This is a genomic window from Haliscomenobacter sp., from assembly GCF_033763495.1.
Classification (GTDB): Bacteria; Bacteroidota; Bacteroidia; order Chitinophagales; family Saprospiraceae; genus Haliscomenobacter.
The window spans coordinates 38,021-59,889 of record NZ_JANRKL010000192.1; the positions used below are offsets into that span (position 1 = coordinate 38,021).

Annotated in this window: 16 protein-coding genes; 9 read left to right on the forward strand and 7 right to left on the reverse strand. The window is 46.9% G+C overall.

Features of this window, described 5'->3' with window-relative positions:
* Positions 1-188 precede the first annotated feature (188 nt).
* Positions 189-752, forward strand: coding sequence for a hypothetical protein (locus SFV55_RS22015; protein WP_320031716.1), 564 nt, complete (start codon positions 189-191; stop codon positions 750-752).
* Between the two features lie 19 nt (positions 753-771).
* On the opposite strand, the gene SFV55_RS22020 is transcribed toward SFV55_RS22015, so the two are convergent.
* Positions 772-1,947: a hypothetical protein gene (locus SFV55_RS22020; protein ID WP_320031717.1), complete on the reverse strand. Its 1,176-nt coding sequence runs from the start codon at positions 1,945-1,947 to the stop codon at positions 772-774.
* 194 nt (positions 1,948-2,141) lie between these two features.
* Between SFV55_RS22020 and SFV55_RS22025 the strand changes: the two genes are divergently transcribed.
* Positions 2,142-2,858 (forward strand): DUF5020 family protein, encoded by a 717-nt coding sequence (locus SFV55_RS22025; protein WP_320031718.1) that lies wholly within the window; start codon positions 2,142-2,144, stop codon positions 2,856-2,858.
* Positions 2,859-2,901: 43 nt separating this feature from the next.
* On the opposite strand, the gene SFV55_RS22030 is transcribed toward SFV55_RS22025, so the two are convergent.
* The 3 genes from SFV55_RS22030 to SFV55_RS22040 form a co-directional block, all read right to left on the reverse strand.
* Positions 2,902-3,996, reverse strand: a complete 1,095-nt coding sequence (locus SFV55_RS22030; RefSeq protein WP_320031719.1) for a DUF6544 family protein — start codon at positions 3,994-3,996, stop codon at positions 2,902-2,904.
* Between the two features lie 20 nt (positions 3,997-4,016).
* Positions 4,017-4,481, reverse strand: coding sequence for a hypothetical protein (locus SFV55_RS22035; RefSeq protein ID WP_320031720.1), 465 nt, complete (start codon positions 4,479-4,481; stop codon positions 4,017-4,019).
* A gap of 220 nt (positions 4,482-4,701) precedes the next feature.
* Positions 4,702-5,259: a hypothetical protein gene (locus SFV55_RS22040; RefSeq protein ID WP_320031721.1), complete on the reverse strand. Its 558-nt coding sequence runs from the start codon at positions 5,257-5,259 to the stop codon at positions 4,702-4,704.
* 293 nt (positions 5,260-5,552) lie between these two features.
* Here SFV55_RS22040 and SFV55_RS22045 point away from each other — a divergent pair, with 293 nt between their 5' ends.
* The 5 genes from SFV55_RS22045 to SFV55_RS22065 all read left to right on the forward strand — a co-directional run bounded on the left by SFV55_RS22045 (position 5,553) and on the right by SFV55_RS22065 (position 15,645).
* Positions 5,553-8,756 (forward strand): TonB-dependent receptor, encoded by a 3,204-nt coding sequence (locus SFV55_RS22045; protein ID WP_320031722.1) that lies wholly within the window; start codon positions 5,553-5,555, stop codon positions 8,754-8,756.
* A 95-nt stretch (positions 8,757-8,851) separates the two neighbouring features.
* Positions 8,852-10,510 carry a RagB/SusD family nutrient uptake outer membrane protein gene (locus SFV55_RS22050; RefSeq protein WP_320031723.1) on the forward strand — a complete coding sequence of 553 codons (1,659 nt, stop codon included), beginning with the start codon at positions 8,852-8,854 and terminating at the stop codon, positions 10,508-10,510.
* Between the two features lie 27 nt (positions 10,511-10,537).
* Complete coding sequence (locus tag SFV55_RS22055) at positions 10,538-11,728, forward strand: glycan-binding surface protein (RefSeq protein ID WP_320031724.1); 1,191 nt, start codon at positions 10,538-10,540, stop codon at positions 11,726-11,728.
* Positions 11,729-11,751: 23 nt separating this feature from the next.
* Positions 11,752-13,860 carry a glycan-binding surface protein gene (locus SFV55_RS22060; RefSeq protein ID WP_320031725.1) on the forward strand — a complete coding sequence of 703 codons (2,109 nt, stop codon included), beginning with the start codon at positions 11,752-11,754 and terminating at the stop codon, positions 13,858-13,860.
* Between the two features lie 159 nt (positions 13,861-14,019).
* On the forward strand, positions 14,020-15,645 hold the full coding sequence (locus SFV55_RS22065; protein WP_320031726.1) for a sulfatase: 1,626 nt from the start codon (positions 14,020-14,022) through the stop codon (positions 15,643-15,645).
* Positions 15,646-15,689: 44 nt separating this feature from the next.
* Here the strand turns inward: SFV55_RS22065 and SFV55_RS22070 are convergent, their stop codons facing one another.
* The 3 genes from SFV55_RS22070 to recF all read right to left on the reverse strand — a co-directional run bounded on the left by SFV55_RS22070 (position 15,690) and on the right by recF (position 19,412).
* Complete coding sequence (locus tag SFV55_RS22070; RefSeq protein ID WP_413776729.1) at positions 15,690-16,958, reverse strand: outer membrane beta-barrel family protein; 1,269 nt, start codon at positions 16,956-16,958, stop codon at positions 15,690-15,692.
* A gap of 79 nt (positions 16,959-17,037) precedes the next feature.
* The gene (locus tag SFV55_RS22075) at positions 17,038-18,144 is read right to left on the reverse strand and encodes a carboxypeptidase-like regulatory domain-containing protein (protein ID WP_320031727.1); all 1,107 of its coding nucleotides are present in this window, start codon (positions 18,142-18,144) and stop codon (positions 17,038-17,040) included.
* Between the two features lie 161 nt (positions 18,145-18,305).
* On the reverse strand, positions 18,306-19,412 hold the full coding sequence (gene recF / locus SFV55_RS22080; protein ID WP_320031728.1) for a DNA replication/repair protein RecF: 1,107 nt from the start codon (positions 19,410-19,412) through the stop codon (positions 18,306-18,308).
* A 278-nt stretch (positions 19,413-19,690) separates the two neighbouring features.
* On the opposite strand from recF, the gene pdhA reads away from it, so the two are divergent.
* Together pdhA and SFV55_RS22090 are read left to right on the forward strand one after the other, a co-directional pair.
* Positions 19,691-20,728, forward strand: a complete 1,038-nt coding sequence (gene pdhA / locus SFV55_RS22085; RefSeq protein ID WP_320031729.1) for a pyruvate dehydrogenase (acetyl-transferring) E1 component subunit alpha — start codon at positions 19,691-19,693, stop codon at positions 20,726-20,728.
* A 151-nt stretch (positions 20,729-20,879) separates the two neighbouring features.
* Positions 20,880-21,599 carry a tetratricopeptide repeat protein gene (locus SFV55_RS22090; RefSeq protein ID WP_320031730.1) on the forward strand — a complete coding sequence of 240 codons (720 nt, stop codon included), beginning with the start codon at positions 20,880-20,882 and terminating at the stop codon, positions 21,597-21,599.
* The last annotated feature ends 270 nt before the right edge of the window (positions 21,600-21,869 follow it).

The window sequence follows — 21,869 nt, forward strand, 5'->3', positions numbered from 1 at the left end:
ATCAAACCCGTTTTTTGTTGCTTATTTTCCTCATTCTACCTTTTCGACCAAAAACCCCAAAAAACACATTTTTTTGGAATGAAAATGCATTTTTGGGTGTTACAAATGGGACGTTTTTACGTATAAATACACATATAGCAGCTGACCACATTAAGCTGTGGTTATTTTAAACCCATAAACATCGTCCCATGCGTATCCTCATTCTTCTTTCCACCATTTTGGTATCCACTTTTTCACCCAATAAAATAGTCGAAAAAGAAGCCAAGACCTCAAATAATACTCCGTCCATTGCCCTAGCCACAAAGGCTGCCACAGGGGAGTCAGCCCAAATGTTGGATGTTGATTCAGAATACCTAATGAAGGGTAGTTGGAAAATTCTTTCCATTACGGCAGACAAACCCTGCGATGTCAATGGAGATGGTTATGAAACCACCGACATCATGTCTGAAACTCCCACTTGTGCCCTCGATGACGTGATGAAAATTTATCCCAATCATACGGTCAGTTTCGAGCGCCGCCAGCGTTGTGTGTCTTCAGAAAAAGCTGTAGAAACCTACAAGTGGAAATTGGCCACGAACGGCACTTTCACCATCATTGACGGCACCATTGAAGCCAAAATGATCCTGAAATCAGCCAATGCTTCCCGCATGGTCATGCTGATTCCGATGGAAGAAGATGGACAGTTATACCACTTCAAAGTTACCTATGGGCAAAAAAAACAACAAGTTCCCGGGAAAATTTTGAAAAATTAGGTCGTTTCAACGGTTTAATTCATTCCGGTTTACATTTCCGACCTTCCAGACGAAAGAACTTCACTTTCACTGGAATGGTCGCACTCGTATCCACAAAACCTTTTAAGGCGAAAATGCCTGCATACTTGGGCTTCATGTCAAATTCATAAACCTTCAGCTCTTTGAAGGAGAAGTTTTCGCTATTCCCACTTGAATACAAAAAACGAAACTGCTGCCCCTGTTTTTCAATTTTCACGGCGGAATTTTTCAGATTGTTGACAATCAGCGTTTCGGTGCCCTGCTCAAGGGTAAATAAGGGTTGATGGACCACTTCTTCCAGATTGGAATATTTTTTGCCCAATGAAGCAATGCCTTGGATGATGATTTCACCGGGTTTGGCATATCCACCGAAGAAATCATTGTACGACAGAGACAAACGAATACTTTTGCCAGTAAAAGTAGTGTCCTCCAACAGCAGGAGTCCCGCTTGTTGCCAACTTTCATGGGGGATGAATTCCGAAAAATGTACTTCTGTGCTAAAACATTCATCTTGGATTTTGCGTAGCAACAGGTTCTGAATCAGCGGCTTTTCTCCTTTTTGGGGCCAATTGTCGCCTTTGAGGGTAAAAAGGCTCAAATGATTCGTATGCTGCCCTCTTTGATTCCAATACCTTGCCTCTTTGGATTGTACAAACCAACCTCTGTCGATCAGCACCCTTTCCTCAACGTTTAAAAAATCATCATAAAACTGCTCCAAATCTTTTGCTTGAAAGTAAAAGACAAGCATGATGATAAATCCCAATCCCAATCCAATGGCCAACCACCTATAAGTTTTTCGCGGGAGAATTAGGGGAGGCGTTGGAGTAGATCTAACCGCAATGATTTGATCCTTGTATTTGAACCAATAAGGATAAAGATTCGCACTTTTTTTGCGCTGGACCTCCGTAGTCACCGCTGCTTCAAAATGATAACGCGCCAGGGTATCCAGAGTAGCCAGGGATGGATTCTCTGGTTTGTAAGGTGACTCTTGCAGAACAAAGGCAGCATAATTTTTGATGCTTTTCCAACCTACCACCAATCCGGTTTGTAATTCGATTTCATGGCTCAAATGCCGGCTTTCAGCCTCAGAAAGTGCATTGCTTAGGGGCTGAGCAAAACATTTTTCACAAACTGCAATAAAAAGAGAAGTAAAGGCAAGCAAATCCTGCTTGTTCATATTTGCTGGAGATTTTTGGTTTATACATCCATCAAGACCTAGGTAAAATTAAGTGCTTTTCTGAATTAAGCCATGCAATTCATAGGCTCAATTATAAATCATTTCCCCTAGAAATCAGGTTTCCGGGATATTTCCGCTGCAATTCCGCTGCCCAATGCTCGTATCCCGCAGTTTTGTGGCAAAACAAATAAGCCATGAAACAACTGAGCATCCTTTTTTTCTTGTGCACCACTTTGGCACTCCAAGCCCAGCAATTGCAATTGCATTATGATTTTAGGCATTCCATTGATCCCGAATTGCACCGTCGGAATTTCAGCTACTTGAGTTTTGAATATTTTAATGCCAACGACTCGCTTGGTTCTTTTTTGCTAAAAGCCCAAATGGATTTCAACGGGGAAAAGAACAACATTGGACAGTTGTTCTTACAGGTGTCTCAAAACCTGCGCTTTTGGAAACCCAAGGTATTTATGGCATTAAATTTTACGGGCGGATTGGGCGTTACCCCTCCATCTTATGGGTATTACCTTAGCAATTCCTTTGGATTAGGTGCTGCTTATCCTTTTCAATGGAAGGGTGCCTGGATGAACGCTAGCATGGGCTACCGTTATAATACATTTGCTAAACCCAGCCACGACCTACAAGGCACGCTGTATTTTGGCAAAGGGTTTTTCAATTACAAATTATTGGTGGCAGGTAGTTTTGTAGCCTATTCCGAAAACCGTAATCACGGGAATGAATGGACCAAGGACTTGAGGGGAAAAAAACTCGCCTTTTTCGGCGATCCACAAATCTGGTACCGCATCAAAGGCAAGTATTCCATAGGTTCCAGGTATAGTATGTTCTACCATGTCCTGACGAGTGAACATACTTTGCAGGTATATCCAAGTTTGGCGCTTAAAAGAGAGTTTTAATTTTAAAAACTTAAAAAATCTCTAAGGGACTAATAAAATGAGTTCAATACTTGGAACCTACATTGTACATCAGCTCCTGCAACTCAAATTTTCCATACACAAATTCTCCATCGGGATAATGCCATATGGTTTCGCCAAATGACATTACATTAAAACCATGGAAGCTTTTGTAGTTGGAAATCGGGGTTGAAAAGCGATACTTATTGAGGTCACTGACCCCATTGCGGTCGTCGGAAACAAAATTGACCAATTGGCTCATTGCATTAAAATACAAAGTCGCCTGAATACTGAGGCCCTCGGTTTTAAAAGTGGCTCGTGCTGAAGTATCATCAATCGCCTCCCAGCTGATGCGGGAATCGATCAAGGTTGCCGGCGCCAACAAACACATGTCGTTAAAAATCGTCACCGTTTCCGCTCTAAACAACCCTTGCCCCTTTACATTTACAACAGGGAATAAGCCAAACACCTTGATGCGCATCGATGCCATCCCATTTTGGTAAGCATGGTAACCCGGCACAGTCAGCCCAAACATTTTCCCTTTCATAAAAAACAGACGGGCATACTGCTCAAAACCATTGTATTGTTCACTGCGAAAAGGGAACCAATCCTTCCCCTTTTCCCGCATCTGTCCCTTAAAAACAATGTGGACATTTTTAACTTTGGGCTTGTTTACAACGCCCACGTAGCGCAAGTAACGCTGCACGGGGGCAGGCAAATGTTCCAAGTCTTTTTCCGTTAACAATTCTTCAGACGGAGCCTCATTTTTAAGTAAAAGCGTTTTTACATCACTGCGGTAATCCTGCTCAAACCACCAGGCCGTTCCAGCCAATAGGGCTACAATCAGAACTACCGCATTGGGAATACTACCAAAACGGGCATCACCCCAGGAACTGAACAAGAGTATTTGGGATAAAAGCCCCCCTACCAGGCCCGGTATCCACCACCATTCTTTCTTCAAAAGCATAAAAATAGCCACCAAAAAAAATAGAGCTGTTGCCAACAACCACAAGCAACCCATCGGTTTGGAAATGTCTTTGCTAAGTTGAGCAACGGCTCCCAGGCGAAACGCCTTTACAAATCCAAGCACATGGATTGCACCATGTAGCAGCAGCATGAATAGGAAGAGATTACGTAGCATGTTTTTAGCATTTAGTTTCATTAAATCCGATAGTAGCGCATCACCTTTGGCAACAGGCTACAAATGATAAGGGCTACCGCGTACAAACCATAAAAAGGCTGAATTTGGCCAATTGCTCCGGTGATCAGGATTTGCACATTGATCCAAATCGCCAGGATGATGCCTGTGTATAGGGCAAATGTCCAGGACCAATGTTGCTCAGGGTAGATGTTCAGGAATTTTGGCCATTTCCAGTTGGGGCGAAACCAAAGGCCATAAGTGGTTAGTAGGGGCAAAATGCTCATCCCCAGGATCAGGATGATGCCAGGAATCAAATAATCGGGAAAGGGCAATCGTGCTATAATCTCGGGAGGAAATTGAATCTTTTGGCCCGAAGGGTCGGTGATCAGCATCATTCCGCCATAAATCCCGCCAATGGCTAAAAACAGGAGCAGGAAGAGCAGCAAATACAAACCAAGCGGCTTGGGTGTGATTGCATTTTTCATACCTCATACAATTTGAGCAAAACTGCTGAGTATTGGAGCGTTGGGAAATGATGAAAGTCAGAGCTAAGTGTGAAGTTTAAACAAGAACAGCTGAGGTGTCCCTTAAGTGTCTTTGGTTCCTAAGGTGGTAAGAAATAAAAACTCTTGCGCGCAAGCGCGAAGAGTACGTTTCTCACCACCTTAGGAACCAAAGACACTTAAGGGACACCTCAACAGGGGATCAAACCTCAATTGGTCCATTCAATACCGCCCAAATTCGCCCAATCCCCTCACTCTCCTCCAAATTTTTAATCGCCGAAAGACCAATGCACTTCCGCAAAGCATTGACTTGAACTGTTCCACTTTCTAGCGTCAAACCATGTCGCTGCATCATCACCGCAGTTTTGAGTACCCCAGCCTTGACCCGAATGCAGTGCCGAGCATAACGCGCCGGATGGATGTGCACATAAAATTCAGGATCATCGCCGCGCAACAAGGTCCAGCTTGAACCGTCAGAAATGATTAAATTTTGATGCCCTTTACCTATTGCTAAAAAAGAAATAAAGTCGGACTCCGTTGCGATTTCCATGGCAGCCAACTGCACCAAAATCTCCTGACCTATGTTGAGCAAGCTAAGTTCCCCGCAATACAAATCCATTTGGGAAGCGCCGATCCGGGGTATCGCAGCATAAAATTCATCATCAGTAGTATTTTGGATAAAATGGCGGATATACCCTAGGTGGTGTTTCAAGGGGTGAAAAAGTACGGGCTTAGGCAAAATGAAGGAGAGAACGTTCATAATCCAAAAGTATAAACAATAAGAATGACCCGAAAATAAGCAAGAAACGTCGGCAGCTCGCCAAAAGGTTCCCTCAGGCTCTTAACTCCATCATTGAGTGCACACATTTCCAAAGATAATTATGCCCAAGCCACGCCCCTGTAATAAATCCCCCCTCTTTTTGAACAATTTTCCCCCTATTATTCTGCTGCTGAGATCGGACATTTGGGAGTGTACTTTATTAGCGTATCACTGTGTCAACGGACACCAAGATCACTGCAAATACACTTACCAAACTGCTAATTCACTCACTTATGCAATTTTCTACATCTTTTCCAAGAATGATGAGGTGGACGATGGTTCCTCTGGGACTGCTATTCGCCACCCTACTGAGTGCGCAGATGCGAACAATCACCGGGAAACTTAGTTCCTCGACAGGAGAAGCGCTGATTGGGGCAACCGTACAAGTGCAAGCGGCTGCCGAACGCGGCACGGTGACGGATGCCAGTGGCAATTACGCTATTCAGGCTGCCAAGGGCGAAGTACTGGTGTTTTCGTACCTGGGGCTCAGTCCCAAAACCCTGACTGTAGGGAATGAAACCGTTTTGAATGTTGAACTAGAACCCGACGCTACCCTTTTAGAAGAAACAGTAGTGGTAGGGTATGGCACCGCCAAAAGAAGTGACCTCACCGGGGCCGTCGGTTCGGTAACTGGAGAACAAATCAAAAGTTCGGTATTTACCAACTTTGACCAGGCGCTACAAGGCCGGGTGGCAGGGGTACAGGTGACCCAAAACTCGGGCGCACCGGGTGGCGCGGCATCGATCCGCATTCGGGGTGCCAACTCCATTACGGGTTCAAGCGAGCCGCTTTACGTCATCGATGGGATCCCCTTCCAGGGTGATGGTTCAGGCGTTTCCGGCTTTGACTGGGCTGGTGGCGCCAATGGCCAAAACCGGGTTAACCCCCTTGCTGCCATCAACCCCAACGACATTGTCAGTATTGAAGTATTAAAAGACGCCTCGGCATCCGCCATTTACGGGGCTCGCGCTGCCAACGGGGTGATCCTGGTGACCACCAAACGAGGTAAAAAAGGCGAATCAAAAGTGTCGTACAACGCTTTTTACGCCCAGCAAGAACTGCCGCGGCGTATTGAAATGATGAACCTCCCGCAATTTGCCGATTATCAGGCTCAGGTGACCGCAGATTTGGGCTTACAATTGAACCAAAGGTACCTCGATCCCAGTCTTTTAGGCCCTGGCACCGACTGGCAGGATGAAATTTTTCGCCAGGCTGGCATGCACAGCCACCAACTTTCGGTTTCGGGGGGTAACGACAAGATGACTTATGCCATTTCAGGTGGATTGTTCCAACAGGATGGTATCATCATTGGTTCGGATTTTAACCGCTACACCACCCGTATCAACTTGGACAATCAGGTGAAAAGCTGGCTCAAAATTGGCGGTAGCTTCGCTTATGCCAATACCAATGAAAAAATCACCCTCAACGACGGTGGTGATGGAGTAATCATCCAGTCTCTGGTTATGGCACCCGATGTGCCAGTCAAGGACATCAATGGTGATTACGCCGGGCCAGAAGCCCAGGCAGGTGCCTCTTCCTACAACCCCGTAGCGGCTGCCCTGCAACGGAACAACACCTTGCAACGCCAGCGCATTATGGCCAACGTGTACGGAGACCTGACTTTGATGAAAGGCCTGACCTTCCGCTCAGAATTGAGCTTTGACGACAACAACTCCCTGAACAAAGCCTTCCAGCCTACCTACAAGTGGGGCGTATTGGTCAACCGCGAAAACCAGTTGCGCCAACGGGAAGAGAGTAGTTTTTTCTGGATTTTGAAAAACTACCTGACTTACAATTTTACCCTGGGCACCAAACACAAATTGACCGCCATGTTGGGCCAGGAAGCTCAGAAATCCAACTGGCAAGGCTCGGTAGTGACCAAGAAAAACTTCGCATCCAACGACATTCAGGTCCTCAGCGAAGGTGAAGACGTGACCTCCCGTACATCGGGATGGAAAGATGGGGCTTCAATTGAGTCCTATTTTGGCCGCTTCAACTACAACTTTGGTGAGCGCTACCTCTTTACGTTCACCATGCGGGCAGATGGCTCTTCCAAGTTTGGCCCTGAAAATCGCTGGGGTTACTTTCCTTCAGGCTCTTTTGCCTGGAGATTGGGTGAAGAAGAATTCATGAAAGGTTTGAATACGGACATCAAATTGCGCATTGGGTATGGCGAAGTGGGCAACCAGGCCATTGGCAACTACCTCTTTGGATCTGCACTGCAAACCATCACTACTCCTTTTGGGACCGCTTACCGCTTGCAGCAAATTGCCAACCCCAAGTTGAAATGGGAAGCTACCCAACAATGGAATGTAGGGGTGGATTTGTCGATGTTCAAAGGCCGTGCCGACCTGACCATTGATGTCTATCAAAAACGCACCAACGACATGTTGCTCCAGCTTTCTGTTCCCAGCTACCTCGGCGGTTCCGGCTACAACGACATCCGTGCCCCCTATGCCAACGTAGGCCAAATGGAAAACAAGGGGATTGACATTGGTTTGAATACCCGCAACATTAAAACCGACAATTTCAGCTGGAATACCGACTTCACCATGTCTCTGAACCGCAACAAAGTGGTAGCCCTGGACAATGACGCACGTATTTACTGGCGGAACTTGTATTGGTACAGCGAATTCCAAACCGCAACCCGGACTGGAGTGGGATTGCCCCTGGGGCAGTTTTATGGCTATGTAACCGAGGGTTTGTTTACCAGCCAGGAAGACATTTTGGGCCATGCGGTTCAAATTCCTGATCCATCCAATGAAGGCAAAAACCTGGTGGACAAAAGAACCGGAGTATGGATTGGCGACATCAAGTTCAAAGACCTGAATGGGGACGGGGTGGTGAATACCCAGGATCAAACCATCATTGGGAATCCAAACCCGGATTTCACCATGGGTTTGAACAACAGTTTCACCTACAAAAACTTTGACCTTACCGTTTACCTCACCGGTTCTTACGGTGCCGAAGTACTGAACTATTCTCGCGTATTGACCGAAGGTCAGGTTACCATTTTTGGCAATCAGGCACGGACAGTGGACAATCGGGTGCGTTATGCCTTGAAAAATCCAACGGGTTCCAGCCTCGATCCTACCAATGTAGTGATTGCCAATCCAGGTGCTACCCTACCCCGGCCAACCACAACCGACAACAACCGGAATACCCGGATGTCGGATCGGTTCATCGAAGATGGTTCTTATACCCGCATCCAGAACATCCGCTTTGGCTACACTTTCCCGCAAGGAATTTTACAAAAAATACGGGTGCAAAAATTGAGATTGTACGTGAATGCCCAAAACATCTACACCATTACCAACTACTCTGGTTATGACCCGGAAATTGGTGCTTTCAACCAGGATCCATTGTTGCAAAACGTGGATATGGGTCGGTACCCAACGCCTCGGGTGATCACTTTTGGTTTGGATGTGGATTTTTAAACCGTAGAGACGCACGACCGTGCGTCTTGGCTTGGTGGAGATGAGACGCACGCCGTGCGTCTCTACACACGGCACAACAACATAAAAATCAAGACATGAAACATCATTTCAAATACATCATTTCTTTCTGTGCAGTCTTGTTGGCCACCTCTTGTGGCAAGGATTTCCTGGACATCACGCCAGTGGATCGCCTCACTGCCGACAATTTTTACCGCAACGAAACCGAGATCAAGGCTTCGACTGCTTCCTTGTACGGTTTCCCCTGGTTTGACTTCAACGACAAGTTCTTCTGGTGCGCGGGCGACGAAATGGCGGGCAACCTGTACCATACCTGGGATCAGGAAGGTCAGTTTTTTTACTTCTCTTACACCGAAGGTAATGCCCACATTTCTTCTGGTTGGAAGGGCTTATTCCGCGTAATTTCCTACGCCAACTCCATCATCAACGACATGCCTCCCGCAGCAGCCGGGAAGGTAAGTGAGCAAGTGATCAACCGGGCTTTGGGTGAAGCACGTTTCATTCGAGGTACTGCTTATTACATGTTGGCTGAGTTTTGGGGCGAAGTGCCCATTGTAGAAAACTCTACTGAACTAGTGGCAGCAAACAACCTGATTTTGCCCAAAAACACCAAGGCCAGCATTTACGAATTCATTCGCCGCGATTTGGCTTTCGCGGCCGAAAACCTGCCAACCTCAGATAGCCCCGGTCGGGTGACCCAATGGTCGGCTAAAGGCATGTTGGCTAAATTGCACCTCACCATGGCCCAAAACCTGAGTGATGCCAAGTCGGCTGAAAACTTCGCCAAGGCCAAAGCACTGGCTGCCGAAGTGATCGAAACCAGTGGCTTGTCTTTGATGAGCAACTATGCTGATTTGTTCAAAATTGAAAACAACAACAATCCCGAGTCCCTGTTTGCCATGCAGTGGATGGAAGGTTCCTATGCCCTGGGCAATAGTCGCCAGGCCAACTGGGCACGTTCCAGCGTCATTACGGGCAACAGCGAAGCCTGGGGCGGTGGCAAAGGGGTGACTTACGACTTCATGCAGGATGTAGAGCCTGGCGACAAGCGTCAGCCTTCCATTTACATGAAACCAGGGGATCATTATCCAGAAATCAACAAGGACAATGGAGGTTATACCTTCAAACTGGTCAACCGCGACCCCAGTGATCCCAACATCACCCTGGAAAATGCACCACCAGTGCTCAATAGTTTGAAAAAGTACATCGTGGGCAGCGCTCAAGACAACGCGGGGAAAGTATCTACCGGACAAGCTGTAGCGCTGAATCAATATGTGCTGCGTTTGGCCGATGTATACCTGATTTATGCCGAAGCGACTTTGGGGGCAGCACATTCTACCGCTGATGCCAAAGCGCTCCAGTATTTCAATGCAATCCGCACCCGGGCTGGGTTACCGATCAAGAGCAGCATTACTTTTAACGACCTGTTGAAAGAACGCCGAATTGAATTTGGTTTGGAGAGCATCAACTGGTTCGACATCAAACGCTTTTACTACCGTGATCCTCAAGCGGCCCTCGCTTATTTGAGTGCGCAGGAAAAAGAAACCACTTTTTACCGCATCAACACGCCGAATGCTCCTGATGAAAACACCATGGCGGGATATCAAATCAATCCTCCACCAAGTTTGATCAAGGTAGATGCATCGAAGATGAATTTGCCCATTCCTGCAGCGGAAGTTGTGGCCAATTCGAAGTTGGCACCTGGTGTCGCCGCAGAAACCTATCAGTTTAAGTAGTATTGTTAAACGACCAAATCAGACAACATGAAATCTTTTTTTTCATATACTGCCTTATTTATCGTTTTGGCTGTCAGCATTTTTTCCTGTAAAAAGGAAGACAATGACGAGGTCAGTACGGGTACGCCAGTAGTCAAATACGTGAGGATCACCGATCCGAAGGCAGCCGATTCATTGGTAGTGGGCGCTTTTATGGGCAGCCTCGTGGCCATTGTGGGCGAAAACCTGCAAAATACCCGGGAATTGTGGTTCAACGACCAAAAGGCCAATTTGAGCCCTACCTACATCACCAACAAAACGATTCTGGTGAACGTGCCCAGCACCGTACCCAGCAAGGTGTCGGACAAAATGCGCTTCGTCTTCAAGGATGGCAGCGAAATGTTGTACGACTTCAAAGTCAATGTACCTGCACCGCTGCTCAGTTCTATCAAGTGTGAATATGTGCCCGATGGTGGTGTGGTTGAATTGGAAGGAGACTTCTTTTTTGAGCCAAAAGTCTTTTTTACCGACAATCTGGCTGCCGAAATCGTCTCGGTTTCCAAAACCGCTTTGTCGGTTAAGGTACCTGCTGGAGCAAAGCCCGGGCCAATTACCATCCAAACCAACTTTGGCAAAGTAAAATCGCGCTTTTTGTTCCGCGACAACCGCAACATCATCTTGAACTACGATGGTAAAAACCACGAAACCTGGACCGCACCCATCACTGCTGCCAACGCCGATCCAACTATGCCTGGCTGCGACGGCAGTTATGTATTATTCAAGCACAATGCCAATGGTGCCTGGCAATGGACCAACGAGCTGACCATGCAATACTGGGCGACCCGTGGCCGCGGTCGGGTCCCCGTTGCTACAGGTTCCATCAACGACCTGACTCTCAAGTTTGAATGCAATGTACCTCAGGAATGGAAGGATGTACGCATGGAAATGTTCTTTGGCCCCTATGCCGATGATCATGGCCGCGACGCTGCAGGAACAGCAATTGCACGCTGGAAGCCCTGGAAAAATGGCCCTTTCAAAACCAATGGTTGGGTGACCATTTCCATTCCATTGACTGAATTTAAATACGGCAAGGACGATTCTGATTCTGATGAAACTGGCACCCGGAAAATTGAGAACCTGTCCAGTTTAACGAATGTGGTCTTTATGCTTTTTGGCCCAGCCAATGGCACCAATCCGGTCAAAATCGCGGTGGACAACATTCGGATCGTTCAAAATTAAGGGACTCGTCTAAAAATTAAGTTATGTTTCAGAAACTATCCATAAAATCCGTCCTCTTTCTCGGCTTGTTGTTGGGAGTGCTTTTTGTGCTCAACAACTGTAAAAAGGACGATGACATCGCCTCTGGGCTGGTACAACTCAACAGTTTTGGGCCTTCGCCTGCTTTGCGGGGTGGTGAATTGCATTTCATTGGAGTGAACCTGGACAAGGTAACAGCCATTGTCCTGCCTAATAATGTAGAGGTCACCACCTTCAAAACCAAAACCTCCGAATCGATTGTAATCGATGTACCCAAGGCAGCCGTGGCGGGGAAGGTGACCCTCAAAACGCCAAATGGGGACATTACCTCCAAATCTTTGTTGACCATCTCGGAGCCGATCGCCATCACCAGCTTTAGCCCCGCTAAATTGCGGCCAGGTGCAACGGTGACCATCGAAGGGACTTACCTGAACCTGATCAAAGAGGTCATTTTTAGCAACAAAAAATCGGTAACAGCTTTCAAGAGCCAAACCGAAACCAAGCTGGAAGTAGTGGTGCCTGCTGATGCCCAAAGCGGCCTGTTTGTTATCTCAAATGGATTGGCTGATCCGATTTTGATTGAGTCGGCTACTCCGCTGGAAATTATTACACCGGTGGTTAGTGGTATTGCGCCAAGCCCGGTAAAAGCTGGCGGAAGTTTAACCATTACGGGGACTGATCTGGATTTGACCAAAGAAGTCACGTTCCCCGGTGGCAGCAAAGTCAGTACTTTCGAAAGCATTGAAGCTGGAAAGATTGTCCTGAAAGTACCCGCCAACAGTCAAGATGGCAGCATCAAACTCAGTATGGCTTCTCTGGTAGAAGTAAGCAGCACCCCTACCGTGACCATGTTGTCGCCGACCATTAGCAGCATAAGCCCCAATCCCGCCAAAACGGGCGGGCTCATCACCGTAAAGGGTAAAGACTTAGATTTGGTGACGTCCGTAACTTTTGGTGGCAACAAAACGGGGACCATCCAAGCGGAGCGCAGCGAGAGTGAAATGCAGGTGCGGGTACCCGCCGATGCAACGGTAAGTACGGTCAGTTTTGGCACCGCTGCCAACAAATCGGTGACTTCGGCTGATGCACTGAAACTGGTTAAACCCAGCATTTCGTCCATTACGCCAACAGATATTCAGGTCAGCAAAGAGCTGATTATTAATGGTAATGATCTGGACATTGTGGCGAAAGTGAAATTCAGCGGCGGCAAAGAAGTAGATGTAAAAAATGCCACTGCGAGCCAAATTAAGGTGATTGTACCCGTTGGAACTACCTCTGGTACCATTACCCTGGTGGCCAACAATGGAGATGAAGTGGCTTCAACCCAAGAACTCAATATCCTTGCTTCCACTTCTTCGGTGATCACCAAAATGCCAACTACAGCCAAACCTGGCCAAAAAATCCGCATTGAGGGCGAAAACCTGGACGAAATCAGTGAAGTGATTTTCCCTGGTGAAATCGCAGCAACGATGTTTGGGGCCAAATCCAATAGCATCATTGAGGTGGTAGTGCCCATCAAAACCAAAAATGGGATTGGTAAAATCAAATTCATTACCACCAAAGGGGAAACCATCGAATCTCCCGAAATCAACTTTCAAGGTATCGATCCGGTAGCTGACCTGAGCCTGGTGTTCTTCAACTTTGACGGCCTGGATCGCTGGTGGGGTGATGCGGGGGCAAATGAAAATGACCCCAACCTCAGTGTGGACGGTAGCAAATACTTCCGCGTCAACCAAAGTTGCAATGGCTGGACGGGCTTTTTCTGGCGCAATGGAGCAAATAATTTTCCTGGCAGCGTCATTGGAACCCAAGTGGGCAATTATGTGTTAAAGTTTGACGTTAATGTGCTTACACCCATTACGGGAGGCGAATTTGCCTGGCGTTTGAAGGGTTCTGAAGGGGACTTTTGGTACCGCTGGAAGCCTTGGGAAGCTACTGGTTCCTACAAAACCGATGGTTGGATTACAGTGACAGTTCCTATTACGGCCTTCTCAGATGGCAGCAAAGGGATTGTGAATCTAGCTTCAATCACAGAGGACTTTGGCGTGGCCTTCAACGCTGGCAGCTCATCGGTGAATGTATGTATTGACAATGTACGCTTCGAGAAGAAGTAAAGATATTAAGTATTACAGTGTTCTATTGTGGGGCTGGCCAGGGTAATCTGGTCAGCCTTTTTTGGTTTTTATAAGCACCATTTCTATTTCGTTGTTTGTTACATTAGCGCAACAAAATGACAGACTATCTTATCTTGCACTCCATAAAAACCTGCCTTTATGAAAAAAAAATATCTCAGTCTGCTTTCACTCTTCGTTGCTGTTTTGGCTTTTTTTTCCTTCAAACCCCAAAAACCAGAACGCCCCAACATCGTCTTCATCATGTCTGATGACCATGCCTACCAGGCCATCTCGGCCTACAGCGACAAATTGTTACAAACCCCCAATATCGACCGCATTGCCAAAGAAGGTATGCTGTTCACCAACGCCTGTGTAACCAACTCGATCTGTGCGCCTTCCCGTGCAGTGATTCTCACCGGAAAACACAGCCACATCAACGGCAAAATCGACAACTATTTTCCTTTTGACACCACCAATGTTACTTTCCCTCAACTGCTTCAGGCCAATGGCTATCAAACGGCCATGTTTGGTAAACTGCATTTTGGCAACAACCCCAAAGGTTTTGATGAATTCAAAATTCTGCCGGATCAGGGGCATTATTACAACCCTGACTTCATCACCAAAAAGCAGGGAAAAATCAAATTAACCGGGTACGTCACCGATCTGATCACGGACATGACCCTCAACTGGCTAAAGCAGGACCGAGACAAAAACAAACCCTTCTTTTTGGCCTATTTGCACAAAGCCCCTCACCGCGAATGGCTGCCTGCCGAACGTCACTACAAGGAGTTCATCAATCGTAAGTTCCCCGAACCAGAGACTCTTTTTGACAATTACGAAGGTCGCGGCCGTGCTTCCAAAGAGCAAGAAATGAACTTACTCGCGCACATGAACTGGGCGGGTGATTCCAAAATCCGCCCCGAAAACATGGACAAACTGGGCATCAAGGAGTCCCACCCTTACGATAAAGGCAACTATAAGGCAACAGTGGGGCGAATGAATGAAACGCAACGCAAAGAATGGGATGCGGTGTACGACAAAATGAATGCGGAATTCATCCAAAACTACCCGAATATGACCAAAGAAGACCTCATGAGCTGGCGTTACCAACGCTACATGCAGGATTATTTGGGCAGTATTGCTGCGGTTGACGAGGGTGTCGGTCAAGTTCTGGATTTTTTAAAGGAGAATGGACTGGATAAAAATACCATCGTGGTGTACACTTCTGACCAAGGCTTTTACCTGGGGGAACACGGCTGGTTTGACAAGCGCTTCATCTTCGATGAGTCTTTCAAAACTCCACTATTGGTCAAGTGGCCAGGGGTCATTCAGGCGGGGTCACGCAATTCTCAAATGGTGCAAAACCTCGATTTTGCGCAAACCTTCCTCGCAGCGGCGGGCATCAAGGCACCCTCTGATATGCAAGGCGAAAGCCTGATCCCTATTTTTAAAGGCAAGGGGCAAAATTTCCGCGATGCCGCTTACTACCACTACTATGAATACCCCAGCGTACACATGGTCAAGCGTCACTATGGGATTGTAACTGAACAATACAAGTTAGTGCACTTCTATTACGACATCAACGAATGGGAACTGTACGACCGCACCAACGACAAAAATGAAATGAAAAACGTGTACCACGATCCAAAATACGCCAAGGTCAGGGTCGAGTTGCACAAAAAACTGGCTAAACTCAGGGTGAAATACAAGGATTCCGAAACACTGGATAAGAAGTACATTGAGAAATACAAGGAGTTGGAAGCGCAGGGGAAGATTTTTAAGTAAAAAAGGCATGGTTAGTGATTTTTCCCAAATCACTAACCATGCTTTCAATACTCCCGCTCCCCAAACTCACTTCCCGGCAACTTCGATTTCCGTTCCGATTGATTGAAGTTATATGCCAGGTTCAACAAAAAGATATTCGTTTCCTGGATGTAGTTGGTAGTAGTATAAAAATCCCGCCCGAAGGTGGTAATCCGTTGCTCGTTTACCCCCATCTTGCTGATGGACATGTTTTGCCATTGCAGCGTGGCTGAAAGCCGATTGTCCATAAATGATTTTTTGACCGAACATGCAGGTAGGTAAAAGCGAGAATCTTCACCCTGTGCCGTAGTGCGCGCCGATAAATACGACAGATTGAATTGAGCACTCAGGGTTTTTGACACTTGCCAGTTGAGATTGCTGTTGAGGCTATGCATCCATCCTCGGGTATTGACCTCTACCTGATTATTGAACAAAGCTCCCTGAATGTGCAGGTTGTATACATTCCCACCCAGAAAAAGTTTCAATTTTTTGCTGGGTGACAAGGTAATTCCTGCCTCAGAGCCCCACAACTGAGCATTGCCAGCATTGGTGTAAATGCGATTCAGAATGGTGTCATTGAATACGCTGTTTACCCGATTGACGATATTGGTAATCTGTTGAGAGTAGACATTCCAGTACAACGAGCCTTTTTTGAAATCTTTGCTCAAGCCCAATTCATAAATGCCAATGAATTCGGGTTTGATCCCAGGGTCACCCTGTTCCAGGGTTTCGCTGTGTTCGCGTTCGGGGTAAGGGTTGAGTTCGTTGTTGGTCGAGCGCTGCACCCGGCGACTATAGGCCAGTTTGCATTTTAGATTTTCGCCCAGGTCAATCAGTACATTGGCGGAAGGAAACAAATTGGACAATTGCAGCACCTGCGGTGGGTTGCCCTTGTTGTCTTTAAATTCGCGGAAGGCATTTTCATATCGAAAACCCGCTGAAAAACTGGCCTTTTTATACGTTCCGGCATACTGGGTGTACAGGGCGTGGATCCGGTTCAAGACCATGATGTCTGCCGTAAATGCGGGATTGAGTACAAATGGAGCACCGTTCCCCGCCTTTTCCTGATAATCAAATCGCCCATCCTGCTGTTGATCCCGGTACTGATAACCCATCGAGAGTTTGCCAATGCCGATTTTTTGCTCAAAATCCACTTTGAGCCGCAAGGCATTCAGGGGGTTGTAGCCATTGTTCAGGGTGTATTGAATGGTATCCTGAAGGTTGTTGATGTTCAGGTTGGCGTTTTTTGTCCAGCCCTCAATTATTGCATTCTCGTACAAACCCGACAATTGCAAAAGGCTGTTGTCGCTGAACTTATGGCCGTAATCAAGATTGAATACGGTAAAGGTTCCCTGCTTTTTGACCAGATTGGGGTTAGCTGGAAAGTAGGGTGTTGGTGCTCAGGTCGGTTTTGCTGTTGTTGTAAAAAATATCGGCACGGCGGTATTGAGTCCGGCCACCGTGATAAAAGCCAGTGGAAAACTCATTGGCCTTGTTGGGTTTGAAATTGACCAAAGCCCTCACGCCATAGTTGTCGCGTTGGTGGCTGCGCTCGCCGCTACTGGGAAATTGGGTGAAAATGTTGTTGATTGTGGTATTGACGTCACCGATGCGTTGACCAGCAATGTCATTTTTCAGGTAGTTGGCCGAAAGGAAGGCATCCCAGGCTTTTTTACGGAAGTTCAAGGTTGCATCCAGGCCGTAGCGTTGGGGTTCGTTGAGGTTGTAATAGGTCTTCAGGCGCGGAGCACCAATCTGGGTATTGGCAAGGATGGAGATGCCATCGGTTGTTCCCGTTTTGGTGACAATGTTGATGATCCCCGCTTTGCCATCGGCGTCATAACAAGCGGAAGGGGCCGTGATCATTTCAATTTTGTCAATACTGTTAGCCGGAATTTGGCTCAGCAGTGTAGCGGCATCCACCTGACTAGGCTTGCCATTCACCAAAATCAAAAAACCTTTGGAGCCGCGCACCATAATTTCTCCCTCTGCATTGATGGTGATGGAAGGGATGTTGCGCAGTACTTCAATGGCGGTTCCCCCTTTGGCCGTTTCAAATTGTTCGGTTTTGAATACTTGTTTTTCCAGACTGGCGATGATGTTCTTTTTTTGTCCCTGAACGGTTACCGTTTCCAACAACTGGCTCAGTGGAGCGAGCTCGATGGCTCCCAGGTCTAATTTGTCCGCCACCGTTTCCAGATTGACTTCGATGTACTTGGTGCGGTAGCCCACATGCTCTACTTTGATGTAAAAACGTTCTTTGGTCAAAGATTCAAACTTAAAACCGCCCTTTTCATTGGCAATTTGGCCTGAGATGAGGTCTTTGGAGGAGGAGTGTTGCAAGCTGATTGTTGCATAGCTCAATGGCTCCGTGGATAGGGTGTCTATCAACTTGCCCGACAAAGTGATGCTCTTTTGGCCAAAGAGCCCCAAGGCAAACAGCATAAACAGGGAGGAGAGGTACAGTTGTTTAAGGTTCATCGCAGGTAATTAGGGGGCAATCCAAATGGGCTTTCCTTTGACATGGAGTGAATGTGAAACCTGAATGTTCTTGGAATTGTAATTGACTTCAAAGTTAGATCATAAAGATTAATTGAGGGTTAAGAATTCTGCTGATTGGGGGAAATGGTAGATGCTTTGGATTAGGCTTGTAGATCCACCTTCCCCCCTTCCACAAAAAACCTCCGATAATCCACCCCAAACTGCTCCACAATCTCCGCAATCCTCGTCTCGTGCGTATCCGTGATAAAAATCTGCCCAAACTGCCCTTCGGTGAGCAGGCGGATTAGGTGGGTGACCCGCTGGGCATCCAGTTTGTCAAACAAGTCATCGAGGAGTAAAATTGGAGACACCCCCTTGTTTTGGCGCAACATCTCGTATTGCGCCAGTTTAAGCGCCAGCAAAAAGGACTTCAACTGCCCCTGCGAGCCATATTTTTTCAGGGGGTGCTCGCCCAGGCTAAAGACCAGGTCATCGCGGTGTACCCCCTTGGTGGTGCGTTGCAGGGCCAGGTCCTTTTGCCGACTTTGTTTCAACAAGTCTTCCAGATCGTTTTCCAGCAATTGTGACTCGTAGCTCAATTGCACCGCCTCCTTCCGGCCGGTGATGTATTGATGGGTCGATTGGAAAATGGCCGTAAATTTTTTCGTAAATACGGCCCTTTGCTCCAAAACATACAAAGCCGGGTCGATCAACTGCTCATCGTACACATCCAACAGGCTCATGCTACCGCCGCTGCGTTCGGCCAGGCTTTTTAGCAGGGCATTGCGCTGTTGCAACACCTTATTATAGGTAATCAGTTCGTACAAATAACGCTGATCGAGTTGGGAGAGGGTATTGTCCAAAAAACGCCGCCGTTCTTCGCTGCCTTCTCGAATGAGTTGAATGTCATCGGGGCCGATAAAAACTACCGGCAACAGGCCGATGTGTTCAGCCAGCTTAGAATAGGCTACGTCGTTGCGTTCGAGTTCCTTGAGTCTGCGTGGCATCACCTTGGCCACGATTTTTTCTTTTTTTCCCTGCAAAATAAAATGGCCCTCCAGGCGGAAAAAAGTTTCATCGTGCCGGGCGATGGCATTGTCAGTCAGGTTGAAGTGGCTTTTGGCCATACACAAATAATAAATGGCGTCGAGCAAATTGGTTTTGCCCATACCATTGTTGCCCACCAGGCAATTCAAGCGGGTGGAAAAGTCAAGCTTTTGGTTTTCGTAATTTTTAAAATTCGCTAAAGCAATGCGTTCGAGGTACATGAAGCGTCAATTGAGCGATCAGCGATCAGGCTATCAGCTATGAGCGATCAGACGATCTCCGAAGGCTGATTGCTGAATGCTGATTGCTGATCAACAAAATGGCTTTTCGGGCGTTGAAGGTAAAAATAAAAATCTGCCAGACACTTTTGTCGGAAGATATATATTTGCCTTATCTTTAGCTCGACTATTCAACAAACATAGCGAAATTTCGCTAAGAGCAGGTTTAAAAGGCAGGTTTCAATGCGAATTTTTAAACCACTCCTAAACATACAGTGCACATGGGTTCGGTTGTAGAAAAGAAAGCATCAGCCAAAAAACGCAGCAATCAGGTCACTTACAGCAAAGAGCAGTACCTCTATTGGTATGAATTGATGCTGCGCATCCGCCGTTTTGAAGAACGCGCGCTGATGATGTATGGACAGCAGAAGATTCGCGGTTTTTGTCACGTTTACATTGGTCAGGAGGCCGTAGCCGCAGGAATTGAGTCGGCCATTACCAAACAGGATGGCATCGTAACAGCCTATCGTCAGCACGGTATTGCACTGGCCAGGGGCGTGAGTTCTCGCCAGGCAATGGCTGAGTTGTACGGCAAAGCTACAGGTATTGTAAAAGGAAAAGGTGGCTCCATGCACTTTTTCGATGCTGGCAATAAGTATTTTGGTGGAAACGGGATTGTGGGTGCTCAAATTCCAATTGGAACGGGTATCGGCTTTGCTGAAAAATACAAAGGCACCAAAAATTTTTGTGTGACCATGTTTGGCGACGGAGCTGCCCGCCAAGGGGCCTTGTACGAGTCTTTCAATATGGCTATGACCTGGAAACTGCCCGTGTTGTACATCGTGGAAAACAACGGTTACGCCATGGGTACATCCGTTGAGCGCACCTCCAATGTAGAGGAACTCTGGAAAATCGGCCTCAGCTTTGAAATGCCTAGCGAATCGGTAGATGGGATGAGCCCAGAATCGGTTCACGAAGCCATTTCACGCGCTGCAGAGCACATCCGTGCAGGCAATGGCCCTTATTTCCTGGAAATACGCACCTATCGCTACAAAGGTCACTCCGTATCTGACCCTGCTAAGTACCGCACCAAAGAAGAAGTGCAAGCTTACCAGGATCGTGACCCCATCAAGGTGACCGAAGAAAAGATCCTCAGCGAAAAAATTGCGACTGAAGCAGAGATCCAAGCCATTAAGGACAAGATCAAGGTAGAGATCGAGGATTGTGTCCAATTCGCTGAAAATTCACCTTACCCCGACGCTTCAGAGCTTTATACGGACAATTACACAGAATCTGATTACCCTTTCATCAACTATTGAAATAGCGTTAAGGGCTCAAATTCAAAATTATAGACAAATACGGTGGTGGCTTTTCAGCTGTCGCCGTATTTTTTTGTCTTAAATAGAGGGGGAAACAAAACTTTATTTATTTTTGCGTTCCTAAAATATAACCAGCTAACAAAGACAGAAAATGGCAAAAGGAAGACAGGTGCGCAGGGGTGCTGCTCCTAAGGCTGCGAATCGGCCAGAAGACGAAGTTTTGGTGGACATTGTAGAGGTTCGCGATCGCGCACAGGACACGTTGAATCGTTTTCGTAAACCTTTGATGATTGCAGGTGCTGCCTTGGTGGTGCTCATAATAGGTTTGATCGCTTGGAAAGTTTACATTGGCTCACAGCAAACCGAGGCCGTAGAGCAGATGCGTCAGGCGGAACGTTTGTTTGAACGCGATTCATTCGCTACTGCAATGTTGAAAAACCTGCCTGGTGGCTTTAAAGGTTTCCCTCAAATCATTGAAGATTATCCTGGTACACCCGCAGCAAATCTGGCCAACTACTACGCCGGTGTTTGTTTGTTGAACCTGGGTAAATACGATGCAGCCATTAGCTACCTCAAGGATTTCAGCGCCAAAGGAAGTGTGATGCCCATCATGAAAAACGGTGCATTGGGCGATGCTTATTCTGAGATAAAAGATTTCGCCAATGCAAAAAGCTACTACAAAAAAGCGGTAAGTAGCAAAGCGAATGAGCTACTGACTCCGTTTTACCTCAAACGTTTGGCAATGTTGGCGCAAAAGGAAAACGACTTTGCTTCTGCCCGCAAGTATTACGAAGAGTTGAAAAACGAATATCCAAGTGCCCCTGAAGGCCAGGATGCAGAAAAATATTTGATCTTCTTGGAAGGAAAATAATCTTTTCCAAGGGTCACTTTGTTTGGAAAAAGGTAAGGAAGCATTGGTGGCTTTCTTACCTTTTTTTGTTCAGAAGTTGAGGAGTTGAGAAGTTGAGAAGTTGAGGCTACCGCAAACGGTCGCTGAGCGAAGCCGAGGCATCAACCTCCTCAACTTCTGAACAAAAAAAGGTAAGAAAGCCACCAATGCTTTCTTACCTTTTTCCAAACAAAGTGACCCTTGGAAAAGATTATTTTCCTTCCAAGAAGATCAAATATTTTTCAGCATCCT